This is a genomic window from Magnetospirillum gryphiswaldense MSR-1 v2, assembly GCF_000513295.1.
Taxonomy (GTDB): Bacteria; Pseudomonadota; Alphaproteobacteria; order Rhodospirillales; family Magnetospirillaceae; genus Magnetospirillum; species Magnetospirillum gryphiswaldense.
The window spans coordinates 2,254,349-2,275,944 of sequence record NC_023065.1 but is presented as its reverse complement, the minus strand read 5'-3'; the positions used below and the strand labels follow the sequence as shown (position 1 = coordinate 2,275,944).

The following is a 21,596-nucleotide window of genomic DNA, read 5'->3' as shown; positions in this document are numbered from 1 at the left end:
CAAAATCCCCTGGCGCCTGCATGTAAACGGCGGCACCATTATCACCGTCCGGTCGAAAGGGATGTCACCATGGTGCGCGTGTTACATCGTTTGATGCTGTTATTGGTTCTGGTCGCGGTCCAACCCATGGGTGCCGCCTTGGCCCAGGTCCAATTTCCGCAAACGCCGTTACAGGTGATTGCCGCCGATGGCCGTCGCCACGACTTCACCGTCGAGGTGGCGTCTTCCGCCGATCAACTGGCCCAGGGGCTGATGTATCGGACCAAGCTGGCCGCCGCTGCCGGCATGCTGTTCGATTTCGGCGCGCCACGCTCTGTGGCCATGTGGATGAAGAACACGCTGATCCCGCTGGACATGCTGTTCATCACTGACAATGGCCGTATCGCCGGCATTAGCCAACGGGCGGTGCCCCATTCCACCGTCACCATTTCATCGCCGGGCGACGTCAAGGCGGTGCTGGAACTGAACGGCGGCACCGCCTCGCGTCTGGGTATCAAGGTTGGCGATCGGGTGGTTCACCCTATTTTTTCCAGTCATTAATCGTCTTCGTAAAATCCCCGATCCGCCCCCACATGGCAGGCGGGGCAATTGGACTTGGTCACCACCTTGGGATCTTTCCAAACCCGCTCGGGCAGTTGGTGCTTGCGGATGAAGTCGGGGTTTTCGGTGATGCGCTGCGGCGCGTCGCCGCCGGCAACGTGGCGCATGTATTTGCGCGCCCGGCCCTGACCGACCACGTCGCCGGCGTTTTGGGTCAGATAGGCGCGGATGGCGGCCGCCTTGTCGGCAGGCAGGCTGGCATCCTCGCCGAAATGGTCGGCCAGAGTGTCCATCATCTTGTTCCACGACCGTGCCGGCAGAAAGGCTGGTTGAAAGGCCATGTGGCAGGTGCCGCATTCCTTTTTCACCAAAGGATCAGTGACCGGCGGGACCCAATCATCGCCGGCCCGGGCCGCTGAGGCGAAGGGCAGGGCCAGCAAAGTGGCCAGCAAAAGCGTGCGCAGGATCATGGTCATTGTCCCATCATGAAGGTGATGTAGTCGCCTTTTTCGCGGGCGGTGCATTCGCGCCCCAGGACGTTCTTGCAGTCGCGGCTGAACTGCTTTTCCACTTCGCCGGCATCGGTGAAACGCTTGGCATTGACCGAAACCGCCACCGGATCGATGGGGCGCCCGGTCTTGGCATTGCGGCCCGGCTGGCGCGGATTATCGGTGTGGCAGGCGGTACACGACGGCGTGCGCTCGTCGCCGCCTTTCCACTGGGTGCGGAACAGGGTTTCACCGCGCTGGGCGGAAAAGCCCGCATGCCCCGCATCGGCCTTGGCGTAATCGGCGACGATGGCATCGCGGCGGGCATCGCCGGCAAAGGCCAGACTGGGGCCCAGCAGCAGGGCGATGGTGAGGATCAGAGGGCGGATCACGGCATTTTCTCCTTCAGCAGGGGCATGCTGTTCAGAAGCCGCTTGCCGCCGAACAGGTAAAGGACGAAGCCCACATGGGCGAAGATCACCCATAGGGTCAGTTCCGACGCCGCCTCGTGCGGGTCTTCCATCCAGGTGGCGACATCGGCGAGGGCGCCAGTCAGCGCCGCCAGGCCGACGCCCGCCAGCAATGCGGCGGCGAACCACCCCAGCAGTGGGTTGCGGCCCTTGGCCGACAGGTTCAGCCGGGGACGCGGCAGCCGCCACGGGCTGCCCTTGGGGGCGATCAGCGCCACCAGCAGGCGGACGACGATCGCCGCCAGCACGGCATAGCCGGCGAATTGATGCATGGCGTAGGTGTCTTCGTCGGCGGTGATCCAGGCGACGACGAAGCCGCCGGACAGCCAGGCGTGCCACGCCCGCAGCAAGGTGAATTGCAGTTTGGGGGCGATCACGACACCAATCCTTGGAACAGGACGGCACCCGACCCGATCAGCACGGTCGCCAGCAGCGCATGAACCAGCATTTTTCCCAACATGACCGTTCTCCTTGGCTTTCCATGGCTGCTACCTTAACTATCCTTGGCTGAACCATGCCTGACCGGCTTGTTCATCCTGGGTTCAGCCTGCGGGGCTTAAACTGTTGCCATGATCTGGAAAACCTCAGCACTTCTGGTCTTGTTGGCCCTGTCCTTTCCCGCCTGGGCGGGCGAGGCCGACCACGACCGCGCCCGCCGCGCCTTGGAAGAGGGGCGCATCCTGCCGCTTGGCCAAATTCTGGCGCGGGCCGAGGCCGCCTATCCCGGCCAATTGATTGAAGCCGAACTGGAAGACGAGCGCGGCACGCTGGTCTATGAGTTGAAGGTGCTGGCCAAGGATGGCCGGTTGCTGAAACTTTATTATGACGCGGCCACCGGCGAGGTGCTGAAGGTGCGGCAGAAATGAGGATTTTGATCGTCGAGGACGAGCCGGCCTTGGCCTTTCGCCTGCAACAGGCCTTGGAGGCGGCGGGTTTTGCCGTCGACACGGCCTATGACGGTGAAAACGGCTGGCATCTGGGCGACACCGAACCCTATGACGCGGCGGTACTGGATTTGGGCCTGCCCAAGTTGGACGGTATCAGCGTGCTGTCGCGCTGGCGTGAAGCCGGACGCGACCTGCCGGTGCTGATCCTGACCGCACGCGGACGCTGGTCGGAAAAGATGCAGGGCTTCAACGCTGGAGCCGACGATTACGTCACCAAACCGTTCGAGATGGATGAGATCGTCTATCGCCTGCGGGCGCTGATCCGCCGGGCCTCGGGTCATTCCCAGCCGGAACTGGCCTGCGGTCCGGTACGGCTGGATACCAATGGCGGTCGGGTCAGCCTGGACGGCCAACCGCTGCAACTGACGGCGCAGGAATTCCGCATCCTGTCCTATCTGATGCATCACCCCGGCAAGGTGGTCAGCCGCACGGAGTTGATGGAACATGTCTATGACCGCAATTTCGACAGCGATTCCAATGTCTTGGAAGTGATGATCGGGCGCCTGCGCAAGAAAATCGGGGCCGAGATGATCCAGACCGTGCGCGGCCAGGGCTATGTTCTGTCCGCCCCGGAAACGCCATGAGCCGTCCGCTGCCCAGCCTGTCGGGGCGTCTGGTGGCGGCGGCGCTGTTGTGGATGTTGGCCTTGCTGCTGATTGGCGGGGCCGTGCTGGCCTGGGCTTTCCGCGACAGTGTCGAGCGGGAGTTCGGCCAGCGCCTCGACGCCATGCTGCGGGCGATCATCGCCGGCACCGAGGTGATGCCCGATGGTGCCCTGGTGGTCAACCGGCCCCTGGGCGATCCGCGTTTCGACCAGATTTATTCGGGCTGGTACTGGCAGGTTTCGTCGCCCGGCGGACGGCTTTTGCGCTCGCGCTCGCTGTGGGATCAGACCCTGACCACCATGCCCGGCGGTGACGAGGTTTTCTTCCATCAGCACCAGGGCCCCAAGGGGGAAAACCTGCTGGTGGCCGAACGTGATTTTCTGCTGCCCGACGGTGATGGTCGCGTCCACGTGCTGATCGCCGCCGATCTGGCCGAAGTGGCGGCGGGGGCGCGGCGCTTCAATCTGCTGCTGGCCTCGGCTCTGGGGTTGCTGGGCTTGGGCATGGCGGTGGCGGTGCTGATCCAGGTGCGCTACGGCCTGGGGCCGCTGCGGCGGATGATGGCCGACCTGGATGCGGTGGGGCAGGGCGAGCGCCCGCGCCTGTCGGGCGCCTATCCGCGTGAAGTGGCCCCCCTGGCGGCGGCCATGAACGCAGTGCTGGACAAGGACGCCGAGCTGATCGAGCGGGCGCGGACCCATGTGGGCAATCTGGCCCATGGGTTGAAGACTCCCCTGGCGGTGATCGGCGCCGAAATGGCCGCCAGCCCTGATGCCGGGGTGATCAAGACCCAACTGGATGCCATGCGCCGGCTGATCGAGCATCATTTGGGCCGGGCGGCGGCGGTGGCCGGGGCCGGACGCAATCCGGGCGAAAGGGTGGCGGTGGCACCGGTGGCCAGCGATATCGCCGCCGCTTTGGCTAAGATATTCGCCGAGCGCGGCCTGGATGTGCGGGTGACGGTGCCCGATGCCGCCTGCTTCCACGGCCACGCCGAGGATCTGGCCGAGATGCTGGGCAACCTGATGGAAAACGCCTGCAAATGGGCGCGTAGCCGGGTGCGGGTGTCGGCCGAAGGGATCGGTGACGGCGTGGTGATCGTGGTCGAGGATGACGGCCCCGGCCTGTCACCGCAACAGGCGGCTTCAGCGGCGGGGCGGGGCAAACGCCTGGACGAGATGACCGAAGGCTGGGGCCTGGGCCTGTCCATCGTCGCCGATCTGGTGGCGGTGAATGGCGGTACCCTGAATTTCGGCACCTCGGATTTGGGTGGGCTGGCGGTTCGTCTGCACTTGCCTTGACGGGCGAAAACCCTTAGAACCAGCGCACTCGGGGTGTAGCTCAGCCTGGTAGAGCGCCAGCTTTGGGAGCTGGATGCCGGAGGTTCGAATCCTCTCGCCCCGACCAAACCGGTTGGTTCAGAAGTCCCAAGGAGACACGTCCATGCAGGTTCGCATCTATCGTCCGGCCAAGACCGCCATGCAATCGGGCAAGGGCAACACCAAGGCTTGGGTGCTGGAATATGAACCGGCGGCGCGCAAGGACGCCGACCCGTTGATGGGCTGGCTGGGGTCCGACGACACCACCCAGCAGGTGCGCATCAAGTTTGATTCGCAGGAAGAAGCGGTGGCCTATGCCAAGCGCAAGGGCCTGGACTTCCAGGTGTTCGCCGAAGCCGTCAAGAAGCCGGTCGGCGGCAAGAATTATTCCGACAATTTCCGCTTCGACAAGCTGGAATTCGGTCGCTTCTAAGCCCCCACGCACGGGCGCCCTTAGCTCAGTCGGATAGAGCAACCGCCTTCTAAGCGGTAGGTCGCTGGTTCGAATCCAGCAGGGCGCGCCATGGGCTGTCTGCGTTTTGGCCAATATCCTCTCCATTTACCGGGGCGGGAGCCAGCGCAATGACGGAAATCCACAAGCTCTTGCAATCCGCACATGCCTCCGATGCATTGGCGGTGGTGGTCGGACCATTGCACTTCCATGTATGCTGCGCCGCAACAATCTGGAGGTTGTTGAATTATGTTGGAAGAATGGATCCGTAACCTGTCCCTGGAAGAGCTGCGCCAGATCGCCAGCGATGCCAAGGCCGAAGGTACCCGTATCTGGCAGTTGGCCGTGGTCGAACTGCTGTTGCGCCAAAATCAGGCGGCCATGGCCGCGTAAGCTGTGTGCCGCTGTCCGCAGCGGTTTTGATCAAGGAAAACGGGGTCGCGCCGTCGATCCCGTCCTTTGATACGGTCGTCTCGACCTGCCCCCCCCATTCGCCGCTACCGGTCTGTGCGTTCCCTGCCAGGGTGCTCTGGTAATGGCGATGTCGGCTCCCTACCTGTAATGAAACTTGCACGGTCATGGTGATACCACCTGGACCTTCGCCGTTTTACGGCTTAGCCTGTTTCATCCATCAGTCAATGGGGGAGAACCTATGAAAGCGTTCAAGGCATGTGCCATCGCCGCCGCTCTGGCCGTTACCTCGATGCCCGCTTGGGCCGGTCCGACCGTGGATGCGGTCAAGGCCAAGGGTTTCGTGCAATGCGGTGTGAACCTGGGTCTGTACGGCTTCTCCGCCCCTGACGACAAGGGTAATTGGAGCGGTCTGGATGTGGATGCCTGTCGCGCCGTCGCGGCGGCGGTGTTCGGCGACGCATCCAAGGTCAAGTACACGCCGCTGTCGGCCCAGCAACGCCTGCCGGCGCTGCAATCGGGCGAAATCGACCTGCTGGCCCGCAACACCACCTGGACCCTGTCGCGCGACACCGCCAACGGGCTCAATTTCACCGTCACCAATTACTATGACGGCCAGGGCTTCATGGTTCCCACCAAGCTGGGGGTCAAGGCGGCCAAGGAACTGAACGGCGCCACCGTCTGCGTCTTGCCCGGCACCACCACCGAACAGAATCTGGCCGACTGGTTCCGCGCCAACAAGATGACCTACAAGCCGGTGGTCATCGAAAAGAACGAGGAACTGGCCTCGGCCTTCATCGCCGGGCGCTGCGACGTCTACACGTCCGACGCTTCGCAGTTGGCGGCCATCCGCGCCAACGAAATGCCCAATCCCGCCGATTACCTCATCCTGCCGGAACTGATTTCCAAGGAACCGCTGGCGGTGGCCGTGCGCCATGGTGACGACCAGTGGATGGATGTGGTGCGCTGGTCCATCTATGCCATGATCGCCGCCGAGGAAAAGGGCGTGACCATGGCCAATGTGGACCAGATGGCGGCGTCGTCGCCCGACCCGGAAATCAAGCGCCTGCTGGGCGTGACCGCCGGCAACGGCAAGGCCCTGGGCCTGGACGAGGCCTGGGCCAAGACCATCATCAAGCAGGTGGGTAATTACGGCGAAAGCTTCGACCGCAATGTCGGTTCGGGGTCCAAGCTGAAGATCGCCCGCGGTCAGAACGCCCTTTATACCCAGGGCGGACTGATGTACGCCCCGCCGTTCAAGTAAGGCGGGGTACTGGTGTTGAGCGGGCGGCAGGTGAAGCAGCCGGCCACGTTGCGGGCGCTGGTCTACAGCGCCCGCTTTCGCGGCATCGTCTATCAGGTGGCGGTGGTGGCCGGGGTCTTGGCCTTGGGCTGGTATCTGGTTCATAACACCCTGGCCAATTTGGCCGCCCGCGGCATCGCCACCGGCTTCGGCTTCATGGGCCAGGAAGCCGGTTTCGATATCGGCGAGGGTTTGATCGCCTATTCCGCCGCCGACACCTATCTGCGTGCCTTGGTCGTCGGCGTGCTCAATACCTTGAAAGTGGCGGTGCTGGGCATTGCCCTGGCCTCGCTGCTGGGGCTGGTGGTGGGCATTGCCCGGCTGTCGCGCAACTGGCTGGTCGCCCGTCTCGCCACCTTTTATGTGGAGACGGTGCGCAACGTTCCCCTGCTTTTGCAATTGTTCGTCTGGTACGGCATCGTCACCGCCTTGCCGGGACCGCGCCAAGCCTTGGATTTGGGCTTGGGAGTGTTCATCTCCAATCGCGGGCTGAAGGTGCCGGTGCCGGAATGGCATGACAGCTATTGGCTGGCCATGCTGCTGTTGGCGGCGGCTTTCATCGGTCTGTTCGTGCTGCGGCGCTGGGCCATCAACCGTCTGTACCGCACCGGTCGTCCGTTTCCCTGGCTGTCGGTGGGCTTGGCCGGTCTGGTGGTTCTGCCCTGGCTCGGCTTCCTGGTGACCGGCACGCCCCTGGTGTGGAGCATCCCCGAGCTTAAGGGCTTCAATTTCCAAGGCGGCGCCGATCTGTCGCCGGAATTCGCCGCCCTGCTGGCCGGTCTGACCGTCTATACCGCCAGCTTCATCGCCGAGATCGTGCGGTCCGGCATCCTGGCGGTGCCCCATGGCCAAACCGAGGCGGCGTTGTCCCTGGGCCTGTCGCGGGCCAAGACCCTGCGGCTGGTGGTGTTGCCCCAGGCGCTTCGGGTGATCGTGCCGCCGCTGACCAGTCAATATCTCAACCTGTTGAAGAATTCCTCGCTGGCGGTGGCCATCGGCTACCCCGATCTGGTCAGCGTCGCCAACACCGCCATCAACCAGACCGGTCAGGCGGTCGAGGGCGTGGCCCTGACCATGGCGGTGTTCCTGGTCATTTCCCTGGCGCTGTCCCTGCTGATGAACTGGTACAACGCGAAAGTGGCGCTGGTGAGCCGATGATCAAACCCGAAGACGACATCCACAACGCCATTGCCGCCGCCGACGTGGAAGAGCCATCCATGGCGGTGGCGCCGGCCAATTCAGTGTGGAAACCGCTGTCTTGGGCCAAAAGCAATCTGTTCGACAGCGTGCCCAACACTATCCTGACCCTGCTGGCCCTGCTGCTGCTGTGGGAAACGGTGCCGCCCCTGCTGTCGTGGGGGCTGTTCAACGCCACCTGGAGCGTGGCCGACGGCACCGCCGCCGCCTGTCGCGACAGCACCGGCGCCTGCTGGGCGCTGATGGGGGAAAAGAACCGACTGATGCTGTTCGGGGTCTATCCCTATGATCAGCATTGGCGCCCGCTGCTGGCCACGGCCATCGTCATCGCCATGCTGGCCACCAGCGCGCTTCGGCGCTTTTGGCGACCGGCCCTGGGCTATGCCTGGCTGGGTACGGTGGTGGTGGTGGCGTGGCTGATGTGGGGCGGCTTTTTCGGCCTGACCTATGTGGAAACGGCGCAATGGGGTGGCTTGCCGCTGACCTTGGGGCTGGCGCTTCTGGGCATCGTCCTGGCCTTCCCGCTGTCCATCGTGCTGGCCTTGGGCCGGCGCTCGAACCTGCCGGCGATCAAGGCCATCTGCACCGGCTATATCGAGTTGGTGCGCGGCGTGCCGCTGGTCAGCGTGCTGTTCATGGCGTCGGTCATGTTCCCGCTGTTTCTGCCCGAGGGCGTGACCATCGACAAACTGCTGCGGGCTCTGGCCGGCATGACCCTGTTCACCGCCGCCTATCTGGCGGAAGCGGTGCGCGGCGGTCTTCAGGCCATTCCGCGCGGTCAGGAAGAGGCCGCCGACGCCCTGGGGCTGTCGTACTGGCGCAAGATGCGGCTGATCGTGCTGCCGCAGGCGTTGCGGCTGGTGATTCCGCCCATCGTCAACCAGTTCATTTCCTGCTTCAAGGATACCTCGCTGGTGACCATCGTCGGCCTGTACGACCTGCTGGCGGCGACCAAGGCCGCCCTGGCCGACCCGGAATGGCGCCCGTTCTTCGTCGAGGGTTATGTGGCCGCCGCCCTGGTCTATTGGGCCTTTTGCTTCTTCATGTCCCGTTATAGCCAGTGGCTCGAGCGCGAGCTTGCCACCGGCACCCGCCGATAGGAGCCTCCATGTCTGAAGCCCCCGTTGTGGAATTGATCGATGTGCAGAAATGGTACGGCGCCTTCCATGTGCTGAAGGACGTCAACCTGTCGGTGAAGAAGGGCGAGAAGGTGGTGGTGTGCGGGCCGTCGGGTTCGGGCAAGTCGACCATGATCCGCTGCGTCAACCGGCTGGAAGAACATCAGGGCGGGCGCATCGTCGTCGGCGGCATCGAACTGGCCGATGATCTGAAAGCCATCGAGGCCATCCGCAAGGATGTCGGCATGGTGTTTCAAAGCTTCAACCTGTTCCCGCACCTGACCGTACTGGAAAACCTGACCCTGGCGCCGTTGTGGGTGAAGCACATCCCCAAGGCCGAGGCCGAGGATCTGGCCATGCAATTGCTGAAGCGGGTGCGCATCCCCGATCAGGCGAAAAAGTATCCCGGCCAGTTGTCGGGCGGCCAGCAGCAGCGCGTGGCCATCGCCCGCGCTTTGGCCATGAAACCCAGCATCATGCTGTTCGACGAGCCGACCAGCGCCCTTGACCCGGAAATGGTCAAGGAAGTCCTCGACGTGATGATCGAACTGGCCGGCGAGGGCATGACCATGATCTGCGTCACCCACGAAATGGGCTTCGCCCGTGCCGTGGCCGACACCATGGTGTTCATGGCCGAAGGACGGGTGATCGAAACCGCACCGCCGCAGCAATTCTTCTCCGACCCCAAAAGCGAGCGCACCCGCCAGTTCCTCGGCCAGATCATCGGGCATTGAATTCCATGAACCTCTCCGTCATCGAAGCCGGCAGCGGCGCACCGCTGGTCATTTTGCATGGATTGCTGGGCTCGGCCCGCAACTGGGGCGGCATCGCCACCAAATTGGGTGAAAGTCGTCGTGTCATGGCCGTCGACATGCCCAATCACGGCGCCTCGCCGTGGTCGGAGAGCATGGATTATCCGTTCATGGCCCGTCAGATCGCCGCGTTCATCAAGGCCCGATGCGGCGGACGGGCGGCGGTGATCGGCCATTCCATGGGCGGCAAGGCGGCGATGATGCTGGCCTTGACCCAGCCGCAACTGGTCGAGCGTCTGGTGGTGGTCGACATCGCCCCGGTCAAGTACACCCACACCTTCGCCCCCTATATCAAGGCCATGCGCGCCGCCCCCATTGCCACCGCCCAGCGGCGCGGCGATGTGGAACTGGCCATGCACGGGGTGATCGACGATGCGCGTGTGCGCGCGTTCCTGATGCAAAATCTGGACGGTCAGCCCGGTTCGTACCGCTGGCGCCCCAATCTGGCGGTGTTGGGGGCGGCCATGGACGATATTCTGGGTTTCCCCCACGTGGCCGATGGGACGCATTACGATGGCCCGGCGCTGTTCCTGCACGGGGCACAATCGGATTACGTGCTGCCCAGCCATGAGGATGTCATCACCGGCTTCTTCCCCCGGGCCAAATGGCAGGCGGTGGAGGGCGCGGGCCATTGGGTCCATGCCGACAAGCCGGCGGAGTTCACCCAGGCGGTGATCGACTTCCTCAGCGTTTGACGGTGACGTCGCGGGCGAAGGCTTTCAGCAATTCATTACCCCTGCGCACGGCTTCGTCCAGGCCTTGCTGGGCGGTGACCTTGCCGGCCCAGATGGCGTCCAGTTGCTGGTCGATGACGGCGCGAATGGCGACGAAATTGCCCAGGCGGACCCCGCGCGAGTTTTCCGTCGGCCAGTGCAAGGTGATCTGCTTGATGGCCATCTCCGCCTCGGGATTGCCTTCATAAAACCCCTGGCGCCGCGACAGTGAATAGGCGGCGCGGGTGATGGGCAGATAGCCGGTGCGTTGATGCGACGCCGCCTGCACCTCGGGGGTCGACAGATACTGGAAGAATTGGGCGATGCCGGTGTAATCGCCAGGCGGATGGCCGTTCATCACCCAAAGGGTGGCGCCGCCGATGATGGAATTGCGCGGCGCCCACTGGATTTCCGGCCAATAGGGCAGCATGCCGATGGCGAAATCCCGGTTCGTGCTCGCCTTCAATTCACCATAGGAGGCCGAGGTGGCCAGCAGCATGGGGCAGGTGCCGTCCAGGAACTTGGCCAAGGCTTCGTCGCGCCGCCCGATGGGCACGAACACCTTGTCCTTGACCCAGGATGCCAGCTTTTCCACATGGTGGACGTGGAAGGGGGAGTTGAACTTCAACTCGATATCGATGCCGCCGATGCCGTTCTGCTTGCTGGCGAAGGGCACGTCGTGCCAGGCCGACATGTTTTCCAGCAAGATCCACGATTGCCACTGGCTGGTGAAACCGCATTCATAGCCGGATTTCAGCAGGCTGCGGGCCATGGTTTCCACCTCGGGCCAAGTGGTCGGCACCTGGCCGGGGGGCACGCCGGCCTGAGCCAGTGCCTTGCGGCTGACCACCAGCACCGGGGTGGAGGAATTGAGCGGCAGCGACAGTAATTTGCCGTCCAGACTGGAATAATAAAGCTGCACCGCCGGCAGATAAGCGTTGTCGAGAAAATCCAGCCCGGCCTGGGCCATCACCTCATAGACCGGGCGGATGACGTCGCGTGCCGCCATCATGGTGGCGGTGCCGACCTCGAACACCTGTACCATATGCGGCGCCTTGCCCTGGCCGTGGGCGGCCAAGGCCGCCTGCATACTGGCATCGTAGCTGCCCTGGTACTTGGGGACGATGCGATAGTCGGGATTTTGGCTGTTGAAACCGTTGGCCAGATCGTCGATCCACGCCCCCAGGGCGCCGGGCATGGAATGCCACCAGATCAGGTCGGTCTTGGCCCAGGCTCGTCCGCTGCCGACGGTCAACAAGGCGCAGCAGGCCAGGATGTACCCAATACGAACAAAAGGCTTCATCATCCCTCTCTCCCTCTTCTGGATAGCAGAGTTGAAGAGGGAAGGCAAATCCACCAAGAGTTACAAGACGGTGACGGCGGGGCCAAGAAAAAGCCGCCCGCCAAGGGGGGGAGGCGGGCGGCGAAGGAGTTGTCTTAGAGAGGGAGGCTGACCTCGGAGAGGCCAACATCTGAGTGGAACGCTAGACCATTCGCAGATGCAAATCAATAACAATTCTAATGTGGATTCTTAATTGACTCCGGTTTCCTCGGCGATGGTCAACACCCCGCCCAGCATGCGCTCGATGGCTTCGCGGCCGAAATCGCGGGTGATGAAGACGATGCGGGTGCGCTGGTCGGCATCGGGCCAGCATTCCAGGGCGGCGGGTGGGTGAAACACGTGCTGGACGCCGTGGATGGCCAGCGGTTTGTCGTGGCCGATGGCGTTGACGATGCCCTTGACCCGCAAGATGTTCTCGCCCTTGTTGGAAATCAGCAATTCCAGGGCGAAGGACAGCGCCGGCCAACTGACCGGGGTATCGGTGGTGAAGACGAAGGCGGCCACCCGATCGTCATGGCGGTTGACGTCGTGGTGGTGGTGGTCGTGGTGATTTTCGTCGGCATAGGCCTCGGCGTTCAGCCATTTGCGCACGTCGGGGATCTTGTCGCGGTCGTTGAACAGGCCGGCATCCAGGATTTCCGCCGGGTCGAGCTTGCCGTTATCGGCGCGTAGGATGGGAGCGGCGGGGTTCAACTGGCGCAGACGGGCGTGCAGTACCTCGATGGCGGTATAATCGGCGATGTCGGTCTTGGTCAGCACCAGCCGGTCGGCGATGGCCGCCTGTTTGACCGCTTCGGCGTGGTTGTCCAGCGTCCGTGCGCCGTTGACGCCATCCACGGTGGCGACGATGCCGTCCAGGCGATAGCGGCTGGCCAGCAGCGGGTCGGTCATCAGGGTATGGATGATCGGGGCAGGGTCGGCCAGACCGGTGGTTTCGATGATGACGCGGGTGAAGTCCGGCACCTCGCCCTTGACCCGTTTCAGGAACAGGTCGCGCAGCGCGTTGACCATGTCGCCGCGCACGGTGCAGCACAGGCAGCCGGAATTGAGCAGGACGATATCCTCGGCCACGTGCTTGACCAGCAGATGGTCCAGGCCGATTTCGCCGAATTCGTTGATCAGCACGGCGGTCTGGGCCAAGCCGGGATGGGCGAGAAGATGGTTGAGCAGCGTGGTCTTGCCGCTGCCCAAAAAGCCGGTCAGCACGGTGACGGGGATGGTATCCATTATTTGTAGAGTTCCTTGGGGTCGATCCTGACCTGTTCCACTTCCACCAGATCATCGCCGCGGGCGGCGGTATAAAAGCAGGTGCGCCGACCGGTATGGCAGGCGACGCCATCCTGATCGACCTTGACTAGCAAGGTGTCGCCGTCGCAATCGATCAGCAATTCCTTCAGGCGTTGCTGCTGGCCCGAGGTCTCGCCCTTGCGCCACAATCCCTGGCGCGAGCGCGACCAATAGCAGACGCGACCGGTTTCCAGCGTCTCGCGCACCGCTTCGGCGTTCATCCACGCCATCATCAGCACTTCGCCGCTGTCGTGCTGCTGGGCGATGGCTGGGACCAGACCGTCTTCATTGAACTTGATGGCGGCCAGGGCGGCGTCGAACTGGGTCATGATCGTCTCCGGGGAATGCTGTCCCCTGGTATTAAGGTGCCGACAGGCACTTGGTCAAGGAATCGGCCAGATTGGTCATGAGTGCCGGGTACAGATCGGGGCCGGGCGGCAGCGCCGCGCCTTGCGGGTCGAGCAGGCCGGTCTTGGCGTTGGCCGCCTTGGCCAGGGTTTCGACGATGGGGGCAGGGAATTGCGGCTCGCGGAACACACAGGCCGCCTTGGCTTGCACCAGCTTGTCCTTCAGCGCCGCCAGACGCTTGGGCGGCGGCGGGCGGTCGGGGTCGACGGTGATGGAACCGGCGGGCGACAGGCCGTAACGCGCCTCGAAATATTGATAGGCATCATGGAACACCACATAGGGGCGGTCCTTGATCGGGGCCAGAGTGTCGCGCAATTGGGCATCCAGGGCGGCCAAGCGGGTCTTGGCGGTGTCAGCGTTGCGGCGATAGGCAAGGGCGTTGGCCGGATCCTTTTCCGCCAGCATTTCGGTCAGCGCCGTCACCAGAATTTGGGCATTGCTGGTGTTCAGCCACAGATGGCCGTCCAATTGGTCATGGTGGTCGTGACCATGACTGTCGTGGTCGTGCTTTTCGTGGTGGCCGTCCCACAGACCGCCTGCACGCGGCTCCAGCACGGTCATGCCGGGCAGATCGGCCATGGCCACCACGTCGATCTTCTTGCCCCGGGATTTCAGCGGCTTGGCCAGAAATGTTTCATAGCCGGTATCGACGATCACCGCGATTTCGGCCTGTTCCAGCACCCGCATGTCCGACGGCTTCAGCGTATAGCCGTGTTCCGACGCCGTGCCGCTGACCAGCAAGGTCGGCTGGCCGATGCCGTCCATGACCATGGCGGCCAGCGAGTGCAACGGCTGGATCGACGCCACCACCTTGGGCACCTCGGCCAAGACCGGGGCCGAGGACAGGGCCAGCAGCGGCACACATAGCGCCAGGGACTTCCACATGGGATTGCTCCGTGCAATGATGGATCACGAACCGGACGCTATAATATAACATCAAGCCCTGGCAAGCCTCATGAGTTTTCCCCAGCCGCAGCACGATCACGACCGTTGCATCACCCAAGCCCTGGCCGCCGCCGAGGAGGAGTGCCGCCGCCGCGGCGCCCGCCTGACCGATATCCGCCGTCGGGTGCTGGAACTGGTATGGCGCAGCCATGCTCCCATCGGTGCCTATGCCCTGTTGCAGGCCTTGGGCAAGGCGGCGCCGCCCACGGTTTACCGGGCGTTGGAGTTCCTGCTGGCCCATGGGCTGATCCACCGCATCGAAAAGCTCAACGCCTTTGTCGGCTGTGCTCATCCCGGTCACGATCAGGCCGGTCAATTCCTGCTGTGCCGGCAATGCGGGCGTGCCGCCGAGTTGAATGACGCCGGCATCGAGGCGGCGGTACGCGATGCCGCCCGGCGTCATGGCTTCGAGATCGCCACCTTGACCGTCGAGGCCGAGGGCTTGTGTCCCGCCTGCCGGGGGGAAAGCCCATGAGCGCGCTGGTCCGCCTGGACGACGTCAGCGTCAGCCATGACGGCGTTCTGGCCCTGTCGGGCATCACGCTGACGGTGGAACCGGGCAAGATCGTCACCGTTATCGGCCCCAATGGCGCCGGCAAATCCACCCTGGTCAAGGTCGCCCTGGGGCTTTTGGTGCCGCAATCGGGCACGGTGACGCGGCGGACTGGATTGGTGGCCGGTTATGTGCCGCAGCGCCTGGACATCCCCGCCTCCTTGCCGCTGTCGGTACGGCGTTTCCTGCGCATGGCGGCAGGCAAGGGCGATGTGGCGGCGGCGCTCGACCGGGTGGCCGCCGGTCATGTGATGGGCCGGCAGGTGCGCGATCTGTCGGGCGGCGAATTGCAACGGGTGATGCTGGCCCGCGCCTTGCTGCGCCAGCCCGATCTGTTGGTGTTGGACGAGCCGGTGGGCGGCGTCGACATGGCCGGGCAGGCGGAAATCTACGACCTGATCGCCGGTCTGGCCCGCGACGAGGGGCGCGGCGTGCTGATGGTCAGTCACGATCTGCACGTGGTCATGGCCGCCACCAACGAGGTGGTGTGCCTGAACCGCCACGTCTGCTGCGCCGGCCACCCGGAAAACGTCGCCCGTCACCCGGAATATCTGGCCCTGTTCGGGCCGCGCGTCGCCGCCTCGCTGGCGGTCTATACCCATGTGCATGACCACGCCCATCGTCCCGACGGCACGGTCGAGCACATCCACGTTCACGGACCGGATTGCCGCCATGGATGAGTTTCTGCTGCGCGCCTTGGCCGCTGGACTGGGCTTGGCCCTGGTGGCCGGGCCGTTCGGCTGTTTCGTCGTCTGGCGGCGCATGGCCTATTTCGGCGATACCTTGGCCCATTCCGCCTTGCTCGGCGTGGTGCTGGGCATGGTGGCGGGCCTGTCGCCGTCCCTGGGCATCGCCGTGCTGGCCGTGGCTCTGGCCGTGGTACTGGGGCTCAGCCAGGGGCAAAAGAAACTGGCCTCCGACACGGTGCTGGGCATCGTCTCGCACGGGGCGTTGGCTGCCGGTCTGGTGGCGCTGTCGCTGCTGGACGATGTGCGCGTCAATCTGGTGGGCTGGCTGTTGGGCGATATCCTGGCGGTGGGCTGGATCGACGTGGCGGTGATCTGGGGCGGCGGTGCCGTCGCTCTGCTGGCCCTGTGGAAGCTGTGGCCGTCCTTGCTGGCCACCACCATCGATGAGGATCTAGCCGCCGCCGAGGGCCACGACGTCACCCGTGCCCGTCTGGGTTTGATGCTGCTGATCGCCCTGGTGGTGGCCGGGGCCATGAAGGTGGTGGGCGTGTTGCTGGTCACCGCACTGCTGATCGTCCCCGCCGCCGCCGCGCGGGCCTTGGCGCGGACACCGGAACAGATGGCGCTGTGGGCCTCGGCCCTGGGCATGGTGGCGGTGGTTTGCGGTCTGGGCGGAAGCTGGCGCTTCGACACGCCGTCCGGCCCCTCGGTGGTGCTGGCGGCGGTGGTGCTGTTCGGGCTGGTGCGCCTCAGCCGGCGGTAACCTTTTGCCGGTTCAACCGGCGCTAACCTTCTGCCGGCTCAGCCGGCGATGACCCGCTTCAGCATGGTGAAGTCGTCAACCACCAGATCGGCGCCCAATTCATTGGGCGGCACGCGGGAATAGCCGAAACTCAACACCACCACCGGCACCTTGGCGCCCTTGGCCGCCAGCACGTCGTTGATGGAATCGCCCACCATCACCGCGTCCTCGTGGTTGATGCCTAGGCGGTCGAGCACGGCATTGATATGGGCCGGGTTGGGTTTCAGCGCCGGGGCGTCGTCGCCGCCGACCACCACGGCGAAGAAATGATCCAGGCCCAGAGCACTCAGGATATCGTGGGTGGCCTTGGTTGGCTTGTTGGTGCATATGGCCAGGATCAGCCCCTTGGACCGCAGATATTCCAAGGTTTCGATGACGCCGGGCCAGGGCTTGGTTAGGTCGGTGGCATGGGGCTCGTAATGATCGAGGAAGCGTTGCAGATAGGGGCCGACATCGGGGCCGGGCAGGCCGCCGCGGGCATTGAAGGCCCGTGTCACCAAGGTACCAGCGCCATCGCCGACCATGGGGCCGACCTCGGTGTCGGGCAAAGCCGCACGATCCCAATCGGCGAGAGTCTTGTTCACCGCCACCGTTAAATCGGGCAACGAATGGATAAGAGTGCCGTCCAAATCGAAAATCGCCGCCCGTCTGACCCGGTTCATTGAAACCTTCCGCAATAAAGATTGACTGGCCCATACCGTTCCTTTGTGGCACTTTCCGGCGATCACCGCAACCGCTTGGGTATTGATCGCTTTGGACCAGGGCACATCCGAACTCGCTGTCATCGTCCTTGCCGCCGGCATGGGCACGCGCATGAAATCCGACCTGCCCAAGGTCATGCATCCCCTGGCCGGACGGCCGATGATCCAGCATCTGATGGAAACCGTGTCGGGGCTCGACCCGGACAAGGTGGTGGTGGTGGTCGGCCCCGGCATGGACGTGGTGGCGCAAGCGGTGGCTCCGGCCCAGACCGTGGTGCAGACTGAGCGTCTGGGCACCGGCCATGCGGTCATGCAGGCGCGCGACCTGCTCAAGGATTTCCACGGCGACGTCCTGGTGCTGTATGGCGACACGCCGTTGATCACCAAGGCCACCTTGCAGCGCATGCTGGCCGAGCGCCGCAATGCCGACAAGAATCCGGCGGTGGTGGTGTTGGGCTTCAAGCCCGTCGATCCCGGTCATTACGGGCGTCTGGTGGTCGGCGCCGAGGGGCTGAAGGCCATCGTCGAGTTCAAGGACGCCAATCACGACCAGCGCGAAATCCCGTTGTGCAATTCCGGCGTCATGGCCTTTGACGGCGCCTGCCTGTGGGACCGACTGGCGCGCATCGGCAACGACAACGCCAAGGGCGAGTATTATCTGACCGACGTGGTCGGTCTGGCCCGCGGTGACGGTGCCAATTGTTCCTTTGTCTTGGGCGACGAGCAGGAATTGCTGGGCGTCAATTCGCGCGCCGAACTGGCCGGGGCCGAGGCCATCATCCAGGGCGAATTGCGTCGTGCCGCCATGGATGACGGCGCCACCTTGATCGATCCGGCCAGCGTGTGGTTTTCCTGGGATACCCGCCTGGGCCGCGACGTGATGGTGTGGCCGCACGTGGTGTTCGGCCCCGGCGTCACCATCGGCGATCATGTGGTGATCAAGGGCTTCTGTCATTTCGAGGGCTGCACCATCGCCGACGGCGCCGATGTCGGCCCCTATGCCCGTCTGCGCCCCGGTGCCGAGATCGGTGCCGCCGCCCATATCGGCAATTTCGTCGAGGTGAAGAAATCGGTGATCGAGGCCGGCGCCAAGGTCAACCACCTGTCCTATATCGGCGACGCCCAGGTGGGGGCGGATGCCAATGTGGGGGCGGGGACCATCACCTGCAATTACGACGGTTTCACCAAGTCGTGCACTGAAATCGGCGCTGGCGCCTTCATCGGTTCCAATTCGTCGTTGGTCGCCCCGGTCAAGGTCGGCGCCCGCGCCATGATCGGCGCCGGTTCGGTGATCACCAAGGATGTATCCGATGGCGCCCTGGCCGTGGGCCGTGGCGCTCAGATGGAGGTGGCCGGCTGGGCCGACCGCTTCCGCGCCGCTAAGGCGGCGGAAAAGGCCAAGAAGCAAGGGAAGTGATCCATGTGCGGCATCGTCGGTATCATCGGTAAGGATCTGGTCGCGCCGCATCTGGTGGAGGGCCTGAAGCGGCTGGAATATCGCGGTTACGATTCCGCCGGCATCGCCACCTTGGTCGCGGGCAAGATCGAGCGCCGCCGGGCCGAGGGCAAGCTGATCAACCTGGAACGCCTGCTGGTGACCCAGCCCCTGGGCGGCATCATCGGCATCGGCCATACCCGCTGGGCCACTCACGGCGTGCCGACCGAACGCAATGCCCACCCGCACGCCACCGCGCGGGTGGCGGTGGTCCATAACGGCATCATCGAGAATTACGCCGAGCTCAAGGCAGAACTGACCGCCTGCGGCCATGTGTTCGAGAGCGACACCGACACCGAGGCGGTGGCGCAACTGATCGACTTCTACCTGGGCCAAGGCAAATCGCCCGAGGATGCCACCAGCGCGGCGCTGAAGCGCCTGCACGGCGCCTTTGCCCTCGGCATCATCTTCGCCGACCGCCCCGATCTGCTGATCGCCGCGCGTGAAGGCAGCCCGCTGGCCATCGGCTATGGCGACGGCGAGATGTTCCTGGGCTCCGACGCCCTGGCCCTGGCGCCCTTGACCCAGAAGATCAGCTATCTCGCCGATGGCGATTGGGCGGTGTTGACGCCCTCCAGCGTGGTCATCCGCGACCGTGAGGACAAGGTGGTCAAGCGCGAGGTGCGGTTGACCCAATTGTCCGGCGCCCTGATCGGCAAGGGCCAGCACCGCCATTTCATGATCAAGGAAATCTACGAGCAGCCGCAGGTGATCGGCGACACGCTGAACACCATGCTCAACCCGGCCAGCCGCACCATTACCTTGCCGGATTTGCCGTTTGATCTGGCCTCGGTCAAGCGGGTGACCATCGTCGCCTGCGGCACCTCGTACTACGCTGGTTCGGTGGCCAAATACTGGATCGAGAAACTGGGGCGGGTGCCGGTGGAAGTGGAAATCGCCTCGGAATTCCGCTATCGCCAGCCGGTGCTGGTGCCCGGCGACATGGCGGTGTTCATCTCGCAATCGGGCGAAACCGCCGATACCCTGGCGGCGCTCAGGTATTGCCGCGATGCCGGCCTGCACACCGTGGCCCTGGTCAACGTGGCGGAAAGCACCATCGCGCGTGAAGCGACCACCGCGCTGTTGACCCAGGCTGGACCGGAAATCGGCGTCGCCTCGACCAAGGCCTTCACCACCCAATTGGTGGTGCTGGCCTGCCTGGCCATGGGCATGGCGCGGGCCAACAACCGCCTGGACGCGGCCGAGGAAGCGCGATTGTCGCAGGCCCTGGCCGAAGTGCCGGCGCGCATCGCCGAGATGCTGCGCGGCGAGGACAATATCCGCCAGATCGCCGAAGACGTGGCCCAGGCCCGCGACGTGCTATATCTGGGCCGTGGCCCCTGCTACCCCATCGCCCTGGAAGGGGCGCTGAAGCTGAAGGAAGTCAGCTATATCCACGCCGAAGGCTATGCGGCGGGCGAGTTGAAGCACGGCCCCATCGCGCTGATCGACGATCACGTGCCGGTGGTGGTGCTGTGCCCGTCGGACGATCTGTACGACAAGACGGCGTCGAACGTGCAGGAAGTGATCGCGCGTGGCGCCAAAGTAATCTTCATCTCCGACGCCGAAGGCCTGAGCAAGCTGGCGGTCAAGCCCATGGCTTCGTTCCAGATGCCCCCGGTCGATCCCTTCGTCGCCCCCATCCTGTACGCGGTGCCGGTACAGGTGCTGGCCTATCACGTCGCTTTGGCGCGCGGCACCGACGTGGATCAGCCGCGCAATCTGGCCAAGTCGGTGACGGTGGAATAGTCCGCCAACCGGATCAGTGCCCCACCTTCCGCCCTGATGTCGAAGGCGTGGCCGGACAGGGCCCAGCGGATGGCGATGCCCTGGACCAGGGATAGCATCATCCATGCCCGTTGATCGGCATTGTCGGGCGGGGTGTTGCCGGCGCTGATCGTTTGGCGCAGTTCGGAATGGAACAGCCCCATCAGCCGCATGATGGTCTGGCGCAAGGGCGGGTGGCGGGCCTGCAATTCCGGCGACAGCAGCACCAGCGGCACGGCGGGGTGGGCGGCGATAAAGGCGAAATGGGCGTCAAGCAAGGCGAACAGGCGCTGTTCGGGCGGCTTGTCGGTGGTGCTTTCCCTCCAGACCCGGCTCAGGGATTGCACCAGTTGGTCGATCACCGCGTCCCAGATATCACCCTTGCGCGGGAAGTGCTTGAAGATGGCCGGCTGGCTGATCCCCAGCCTATTGGCGATGGCTTCGGCGGTGATGCGGTCGGGGCCCAGTTCGGCGGCCAGCAGCAGGGCGGTTTCGATGATTTCCGCCCTGCGTTGTTCGCCGGTCTTGCGCGGCGTCATGATGGTTCCACCAATATTCCGTCGCGCAGGACGTGCAGGGCGTCGAAGCGGGCCATGATCTTTTCGTCATGGGTGACGACGATGACGCTGGCCCCTTGCTCCCGCGCCACCTTGCGCAGCAGGTCCATGACGATGCCGGCGCGTTCCGAATCCAGGGCGGCGGTGGGTTCATCGGCCAGGATGATGCGCGGGCTGTTGGCCAAGGCACGGGCGATGGCCACCCGCTGGGCCTGTCCGCCCGATACCTGCGACGGCATGGCCTGCGGGCGTTCCACCTGAAGATAGTCCAGCAATTCGGCGGCGCGGCGGCGTGCTTGGGCCTTGGTCCGGCCTGCCAGGGTCAGCACCACCTCGATATTTTCGCTGATGGTCAAAAACGGAATGAGGTTGTGGAACTGGAAGATGAAGCCGATCTTTTCCAGCCGCAAGCGTCGCAGGTCGCGGCGCCGCCAGCCGCCGTCATAGACGGTTTCGCCGTCAAGGATGATGCGGCCCTGATCGGGCTCGACGATGGCGCCGATCAGGTTGAGAACCGTGCTTTTGCCCGAGCCGCTGGGACCAAGCAGGCCGATCACGGTTCCGGCCTGGATGTCCATATCCAGCGGCTTCAGGGCATCGACGCGGGCGCTGCCCTCGCCGTAATGTTTGGCGACACCGCGCAGACTGACCAACGGAGCGGGAGATGCGGTCATGG

Annotated in this window: 26 protein-coding genes and 2 tRNA genes; 18 read left to right on the top strand and 10 right to left on the bottom strand. The window is 64.2% G+C overall.

Features of this window, described 5'->3' with window-relative positions:
* Nucleotides 1-69 precede the first annotated feature (69 nt).
* Nucleotides 70-540 (top strand): DUF192 domain-containing protein, encoded by a 471-nt coding sequence (locus tag MGMSRV2_RS10720; RefSeq protein WP_024080380.1) that lies wholly within the window; start codon nt 70-72, stop codon nt 538-540.
* On the opposite strand, the gene MGMSRV2_RS10715 is transcribed toward MGMSRV2_RS10720, so the two are convergent.
* The 3 genes from MGMSRV2_RS10715 to MGMSRV2_RS10705 are packed head-to-tail and all read right to left on the bottom strand — an operon-like array spanning nt 537 to nt 1,875.
* Nucleotides 537-1,016: a diheme cytochrome c gene (locus tag MGMSRV2_RS10715; protein WP_024080379.1), complete on the bottom strand. Its 480-nt coding sequence runs from the start codon at nt 1,014-1,016 to the stop codon at nt 537-539. The two genes, MGMSRV2_RS10720 and MGMSRV2_RS10715, sit on opposite strands and share 4 nt — an antisense overlap.
* Nucleotides 1,013-1,420, bottom strand: a complete 408-nt coding sequence (locus tag MGMSRV2_RS10710; RefSeq protein WP_024080378.1) for a DUF1924 domain-containing protein — start codon at nt 1,418-1,420, stop codon at nt 1,013-1,015. Before MGMSRV2_RS10710 ends, MGMSRV2_RS10715 begins: the two co-directional genes overlap by 4 nt.
* The gene (locus MGMSRV2_RS10705) at nt 1,417-1,875 is read right to left on the bottom strand and encodes a cytochrome b561 (protein ID WP_024080377.1); all 459 of its coding nucleotides are present in this window, start codon (nt 1,873-1,875) and stop codon (nt 1,417-1,419) included. Before MGMSRV2_RS10705 ends, MGMSRV2_RS10710 begins: the two co-directional genes overlap by 4 nt.
* 192 nt (nt 1,876-2,067) lie before the next feature.
* Between MGMSRV2_RS10705 and MGMSRV2_RS10700 the strand changes: the two genes are divergently transcribed.
* The 12 genes from MGMSRV2_RS10700 to MGMSRV2_RS10650 all read left to right on the top strand — a co-directional run bounded on the left by MGMSRV2_RS10700 (nt 2,068) and on the right by MGMSRV2_RS10650 (nt 10,356).
* The gene (locus MGMSRV2_RS10700; RefSeq protein WP_024080376.1) at nt 2,068-2,364 is read left to right on the top strand and encodes a PepSY domain-containing protein; all 297 of its coding nucleotides are present in this window, start codon (nt 2,068-2,070) and stop codon (nt 2,362-2,364) included.
* Nucleotides 2,361-3,029 (top strand): response regulator transcription factor, encoded by a 669-nt coding sequence (locus tag MGMSRV2_RS10695; protein ID WP_024080375.1) that lies wholly within the window; start codon nt 2,361-2,363, stop codon nt 3,027-3,029. The genes MGMSRV2_RS10700 and MGMSRV2_RS10695 overlap by 4 nt, the downstream gene beginning before the upstream one ends.
* The gene (locus MGMSRV2_RS10690) at nt 3,026-4,351 is read left to right on the top strand and encodes a sensor histidine kinase (protein WP_024080374.1); all 1,326 of its coding nucleotides are present in this window, start codon (nt 3,026-3,028) and stop codon (nt 4,349-4,351) included. Before MGMSRV2_RS10695 ends, MGMSRV2_RS10690 begins: the two co-directional genes overlap by 4 nt.
* A gap of 29 nt (nt 4,352-4,380) precedes the next feature.
* Nucleotides 4,381-4,457, top strand: a tRNA-Pro gene (locus MGMSRV2_RS10685).
* Between the two features lie 36 nt (nt 4,458-4,493).
* Nucleotides 4,494-4,802: an ETC complex I subunit gene (locus tag MGMSRV2_RS10680; RefSeq protein ID WP_024080373.1), complete on the top strand. Its 309-nt coding sequence runs from the start codon at nt 4,494-4,496 to the stop codon at nt 4,800-4,802.
* 14 nt (nt 4,803-4,816) lie between these two features.
* Nucleotides 4,817-4,893, top strand: a tRNA-Arg gene (locus MGMSRV2_RS10675).
* A gap of 176 nt (nt 4,894-5,069) precedes the next feature.
* Nucleotides 5,070-5,213, top strand: coding sequence for a hypothetical protein (locus tag MGMSRV2_RS21430; protein WP_024080372.1), 144 nt, complete (start codon nt 5,070-5,072; stop codon nt 5,211-5,213).
* Nucleotides 5,214-5,472: 259 nt separating this feature from the next.
* Nucleotides 5,473-6,495: an amino acid ABC transporter substrate-binding protein gene (locus MGMSRV2_RS10670; protein ID WP_024080370.1), complete on the top strand. Its 1,023-nt coding sequence runs from the start codon at nt 5,473-5,475 to the stop codon at nt 6,493-6,495.
* Nucleotides 6,496-6,510: 15 nt separating this feature from the next.
* A complete protein-coding gene (locus MGMSRV2_RS10665; protein ID WP_242410666.1) occupies nt 6,511-7,692 on the top strand; it encodes an amino acid ABC transporter permease in 1,182 nt (393 codons plus the stop codon).
* Nucleotides 7,689-8,831, top strand: a complete 1,143-nt coding sequence (locus tag MGMSRV2_RS10660; RefSeq protein WP_024080368.1) for an amino acid ABC transporter permease — start codon at nt 7,689-7,691, stop codon at nt 8,829-8,831. Before MGMSRV2_RS10665 ends, MGMSRV2_RS10660 begins: the two co-directional genes overlap by 4 nt.
* Before the next feature lie 8 nt (nt 8,832-8,839).
* Nucleotides 8,840-9,583: an amino acid ABC transporter ATP-binding protein gene (locus MGMSRV2_RS10655; protein ID WP_024080367.1), complete on the top strand. Its 744-nt coding sequence runs from the start codon at nt 8,840-8,842 to the stop codon at nt 9,581-9,583.
* Nucleotides 9,584-9,588: 5 nt separating this feature from the next.
* Nucleotides 9,589-10,356, top strand: a complete 768-nt coding sequence (locus tag MGMSRV2_RS10650; RefSeq protein ID WP_024080366.1) for an alpha/beta fold hydrolase — start codon at nt 9,589-9,591, stop codon at nt 10,354-10,356.
* Here the strand turns inward: MGMSRV2_RS10650 and ugpB are convergent.
* From ugpB to MGMSRV2_RS10630, 4 genes are all read right to left on the bottom strand, one after another.
* The gene (ugpB, locus tag MGMSRV2_RS10645; protein WP_024080365.1) at nt 10,346-11,680 is read right to left on the bottom strand and encodes a sn-glycerol-3-phosphate ABC transporter substrate-binding protein UgpB; all 1,335 of its coding nucleotides are present in this window, start codon (nt 11,678-11,680) and stop codon (nt 10,346-10,348) included. The genes MGMSRV2_RS10650 and ugpB overlap by 11 nt on opposite strands.
* Nucleotides 11,681-11,905: 225 nt before the next feature.
* Nucleotides 11,906-12,943, bottom strand: a complete 1,038-nt coding sequence (locus MGMSRV2_RS10640; protein WP_024080364.1) for a CobW family GTP-binding protein — start codon at nt 12,941-12,943, stop codon at nt 11,906-11,908.
* On the bottom strand, nt 12,943-13,332 hold the full coding sequence (hisI, locus tag MGMSRV2_RS10635) for a phosphoribosyl-AMP cyclohydrolase (RefSeq protein WP_024080363.1): 390 nt from the start codon (nt 13,330-13,332) through the stop codon (nt 12,943-12,945). The genes MGMSRV2_RS10640 and hisI overlap by 1 nt, the downstream gene beginning before the upstream one ends.
* 31 nt (nt 13,333-13,363) lie before the next feature.
* Nucleotides 13,364-14,296 (bottom strand): zinc ABC transporter substrate-binding protein, encoded by a 933-nt coding sequence (locus MGMSRV2_RS10630; protein ID WP_024080362.1) that lies wholly within the window; start codon nt 14,294-14,296, stop codon nt 13,364-13,366.
* 70 nt (nt 14,297-14,366) lie between these two features.
* On the opposite strand from MGMSRV2_RS10630, the gene MGMSRV2_RS10625 reads away from it, so the two are divergent.
* From MGMSRV2_RS10625 to MGMSRV2_RS10615, 3 genes are read left to right on the top strand one after another with little or no spacing between them, the layout of a single operon-like run.
* Entirely contained in the window at nt 14,367-14,831 is a 465-nt protein-coding gene (locus tag MGMSRV2_RS10625) for a Fur family transcriptional regulator (protein ID WP_024080361.1), read from the top strand.
* A complete protein-coding gene (locus MGMSRV2_RS10620) occupies nt 14,828-15,589 on the top strand; it encodes an ATP-binding cassette domain-containing protein (RefSeq protein ID WP_024080360.1) in 762 nt (253 codons plus the stop codon). The genes MGMSRV2_RS10625 and MGMSRV2_RS10620 overlap by 4 nt, the downstream gene beginning before the upstream one ends.
* Nucleotides 15,582-16,361, top strand: coding sequence for a metal ABC transporter permease (locus tag MGMSRV2_RS10615; protein WP_041633572.1), 780 nt, complete (start codon nt 15,582-15,584; stop codon nt 16,359-16,361). Before MGMSRV2_RS10620 ends, MGMSRV2_RS10615 begins: the two co-directional genes overlap by 8 nt.
* A 38-nt stretch (nt 16,362-16,399) precedes the next feature.
* On the opposite strand, the gene gph is transcribed toward MGMSRV2_RS10615, so the two are convergent.
* Nucleotides 16,400-17,062: a phosphoglycolate phosphatase gene (gene gph, locus MGMSRV2_RS10610; RefSeq protein WP_024080358.1), complete on the bottom strand. Its 663-nt coding sequence runs from the start codon at nt 17,060-17,062 to the stop codon at nt 16,400-16,402.
* 91 nt (nt 17,063-17,153) lie between these two features.
* On the opposite strand from gph, the gene glmU reads away from it, so the two are divergent.
* Nucleotides 17,154-18,518, top strand: a complete 1,365-nt coding sequence (gene glmU, locus MGMSRV2_RS10605) for a bifunctional UDP-N-acetylglucosamine diphosphorylase/glucosamine-1-phosphate N-acetyltransferase GlmU (protein ID WP_024080357.1) — start codon at nt 17,154-17,156, stop codon at nt 18,516-18,518.
* A gap of 3 nt (nt 18,519-18,521) precedes the next feature.
* Nucleotides 18,522-20,345: a glutamine--fructose-6-phosphate transaminase (isomerizing) gene (glmS, locus tag MGMSRV2_RS10600; protein WP_024080356.1), complete on the top strand. Its 1,824-nt coding sequence runs from the start codon at nt 18,522-18,524 to the stop codon at nt 20,343-20,345.
* Here the strand turns inward: glmS and MGMSRV2_RS10595 are convergent.
* Nucleotides 20,306-20,902 (bottom strand): TetR/AcrR family transcriptional regulator, encoded by a 597-nt coding sequence (locus tag MGMSRV2_RS10595; RefSeq protein ID WP_024080355.1) that lies wholly within the window; start codon nt 20,900-20,902, stop codon nt 20,306-20,308. The two genes, glmS and MGMSRV2_RS10595, sit on opposite strands and share 40 nt — an antisense overlap.
* On the bottom strand, nt 20,899-21,594 hold the full coding sequence (locus MGMSRV2_RS10590) for an ABC transporter ATP-binding protein (RefSeq protein WP_024080354.1): 696 nt from the start codon (nt 21,592-21,594) through the stop codon (nt 20,899-20,901). The genes MGMSRV2_RS10595 and MGMSRV2_RS10590 overlap by 4 nt, the downstream gene beginning before the upstream one ends.
* Nucleotides 21,595-21,596 lie beyond the last annotated feature (2 nt).

What these genes read in the sequence shown, in the direction of transcription:
- MGMSRV2_RS10640 (WP_024080364.1), bottom strand. Translation starts at nt 12,943, where the DNA reads ATGGATACCATCCCCGTCACCGTGCTGACCGGCTTTTTGGGCAGCGGC.
- glmS (WP_024080356.1), top strand. Translation starts at nt 18,522, where the DNA reads ATGTGCGGCATCGTCGGTATCATCGGTAAGGATCTGGTCGCGCCGCAT.
- MGMSRV2_RS10695 (WP_024080375.1), top strand. Translation starts at nt 2,361, where the DNA reads ATGAGGATTTTGATCGTCGAGGACGAGCCGGCCTTGGCCTTTCGCCTG.
- MGMSRV2_RS10660 (WP_024080368.1), top strand. Translation starts at nt 7,689, where the DNA reads ATGATCAAACCCGAAGACGACATCCACAACGCCATTGCCGCCGCCGAC.
- MGMSRV2_RS10690 (WP_024080374.1), top strand. Translation starts at nt 3,026, where the DNA reads ATGAGCCGTCCGCTGCCCAGCCTGTCGGGGCGTCTGGTGGCGGCGGCG.
- MGMSRV2_RS10670 (WP_024080370.1), top strand. Translation starts at nt 5,473, where the DNA reads ATGAAAGCGTTCAAGGCATGTGCCATCGCCGCCGCTCTGGCCGTTACC.
- MGMSRV2_RS10590 (WP_024080354.1), bottom strand. Translation starts at nt 21,594, where the DNA reads ATGACCGCATCTCCCGCTCCGTTGGTCAGTCTGCGCGGTGTCGCCAAA.
- MGMSRV2_RS10615 (WP_041633572.1), top strand. Translation starts at nt 15,582, where the DNA reads ATGGATGAGTTTCTGCTGCGCGCCTTGGCCGCTGGACTGGGCTTGGCC.
- MGMSRV2_RS10715 (WP_024080379.1), bottom strand. Translation starts at nt 1,016, where the DNA reads ATGACCATGATCCTGCGCACGCTTTTGCTGGCCACTTTGCTGGCCCTG.
- gph (WP_024080358.1), bottom strand. Translation starts at nt 17,062, where the DNA reads ATGAACCGGGTCAGACGGGCGGCGATTTTCGATTTGGACGGCACTCTT.
- MGMSRV2_RS10630 (WP_024080362.1), bottom strand. Translation starts at nt 14,296, where the DNA reads ATGTGGAAGTCCCTGGCGCTATGTGTGCCGCTGCTGGCCCTGTCCTCG.
- MGMSRV2_RS10720 (WP_024080380.1), top strand. Translation starts at nt 70, where the DNA reads ATGGTGCGCGTGTTACATCGTTTGATGCTGTTATTGGTTCTGGTCGCG.
- ugpB (WP_024080365.1), bottom strand. Translation starts at nt 11,680, where the DNA reads ATGATGAAGCCTTTTGTTCGTATTGGGTACATCCTGGCCTGCTGCGCC.
- MGMSRV2_RS10650 (WP_024080366.1), top strand. Translation starts at nt 9,589, where the DNA reads ATGAACCTCTCCGTCATCGAAGCCGGCAGCGGCGCACCGCTGGTCATT.
- MGMSRV2_RS10655 (WP_024080367.1), top strand. Translation starts at nt 8,840, where the DNA reads ATGTCTGAAGCCCCCGTTGTGGAATTGATCGATGTGCAGAAATGGTAC.
- MGMSRV2_RS10625 (WP_024080361.1), top strand. Translation starts at nt 14,367, where the DNA reads ATGAGTTTTCCCCAGCCGCAGCACGATCACGACCGTTGCATCACCCAA.
- MGMSRV2_RS10700 (WP_024080376.1), top strand. Translation starts at nt 2,068, where the DNA reads ATGATCTGGAAAACCTCAGCACTTCTGGTCTTGTTGGCCCTGTCCTTT.
- MGMSRV2_RS10595 (WP_024080355.1), bottom strand. Translation starts at nt 20,902, where the DNA reads ATGACGCCGCGCAAGACCGGCGAACAACGCAGGGCGGAAATCATCGAA.
- MGMSRV2_RS10680 (WP_024080373.1), top strand. Translation starts at nt 4,494, where the DNA reads ATGCAGGTTCGCATCTATCGTCCGGCCAAGACCGCCATGCAATCGGGC.
- hisI (WP_024080363.1), bottom strand. Translation starts at nt 13,332, where the DNA reads ATGACCCAGTTCGACGCCGCCCTGGCCGCCATCAAGTTCAATGAAGAC.
- MGMSRV2_RS10620 (WP_024080360.1), top strand. Translation starts at nt 14,828, where the DNA reads ATGAGCGCGCTGGTCCGCCTGGACGACGTCAGCGTCAGCCATGACGGC.
- MGMSRV2_RS21430 (WP_024080372.1), top strand. Translation starts at nt 5,070, where the DNA reads ATGTTGGAAGAATGGATCCGTAACCTGTCCCTGGAAGAGCTGCGCCAG.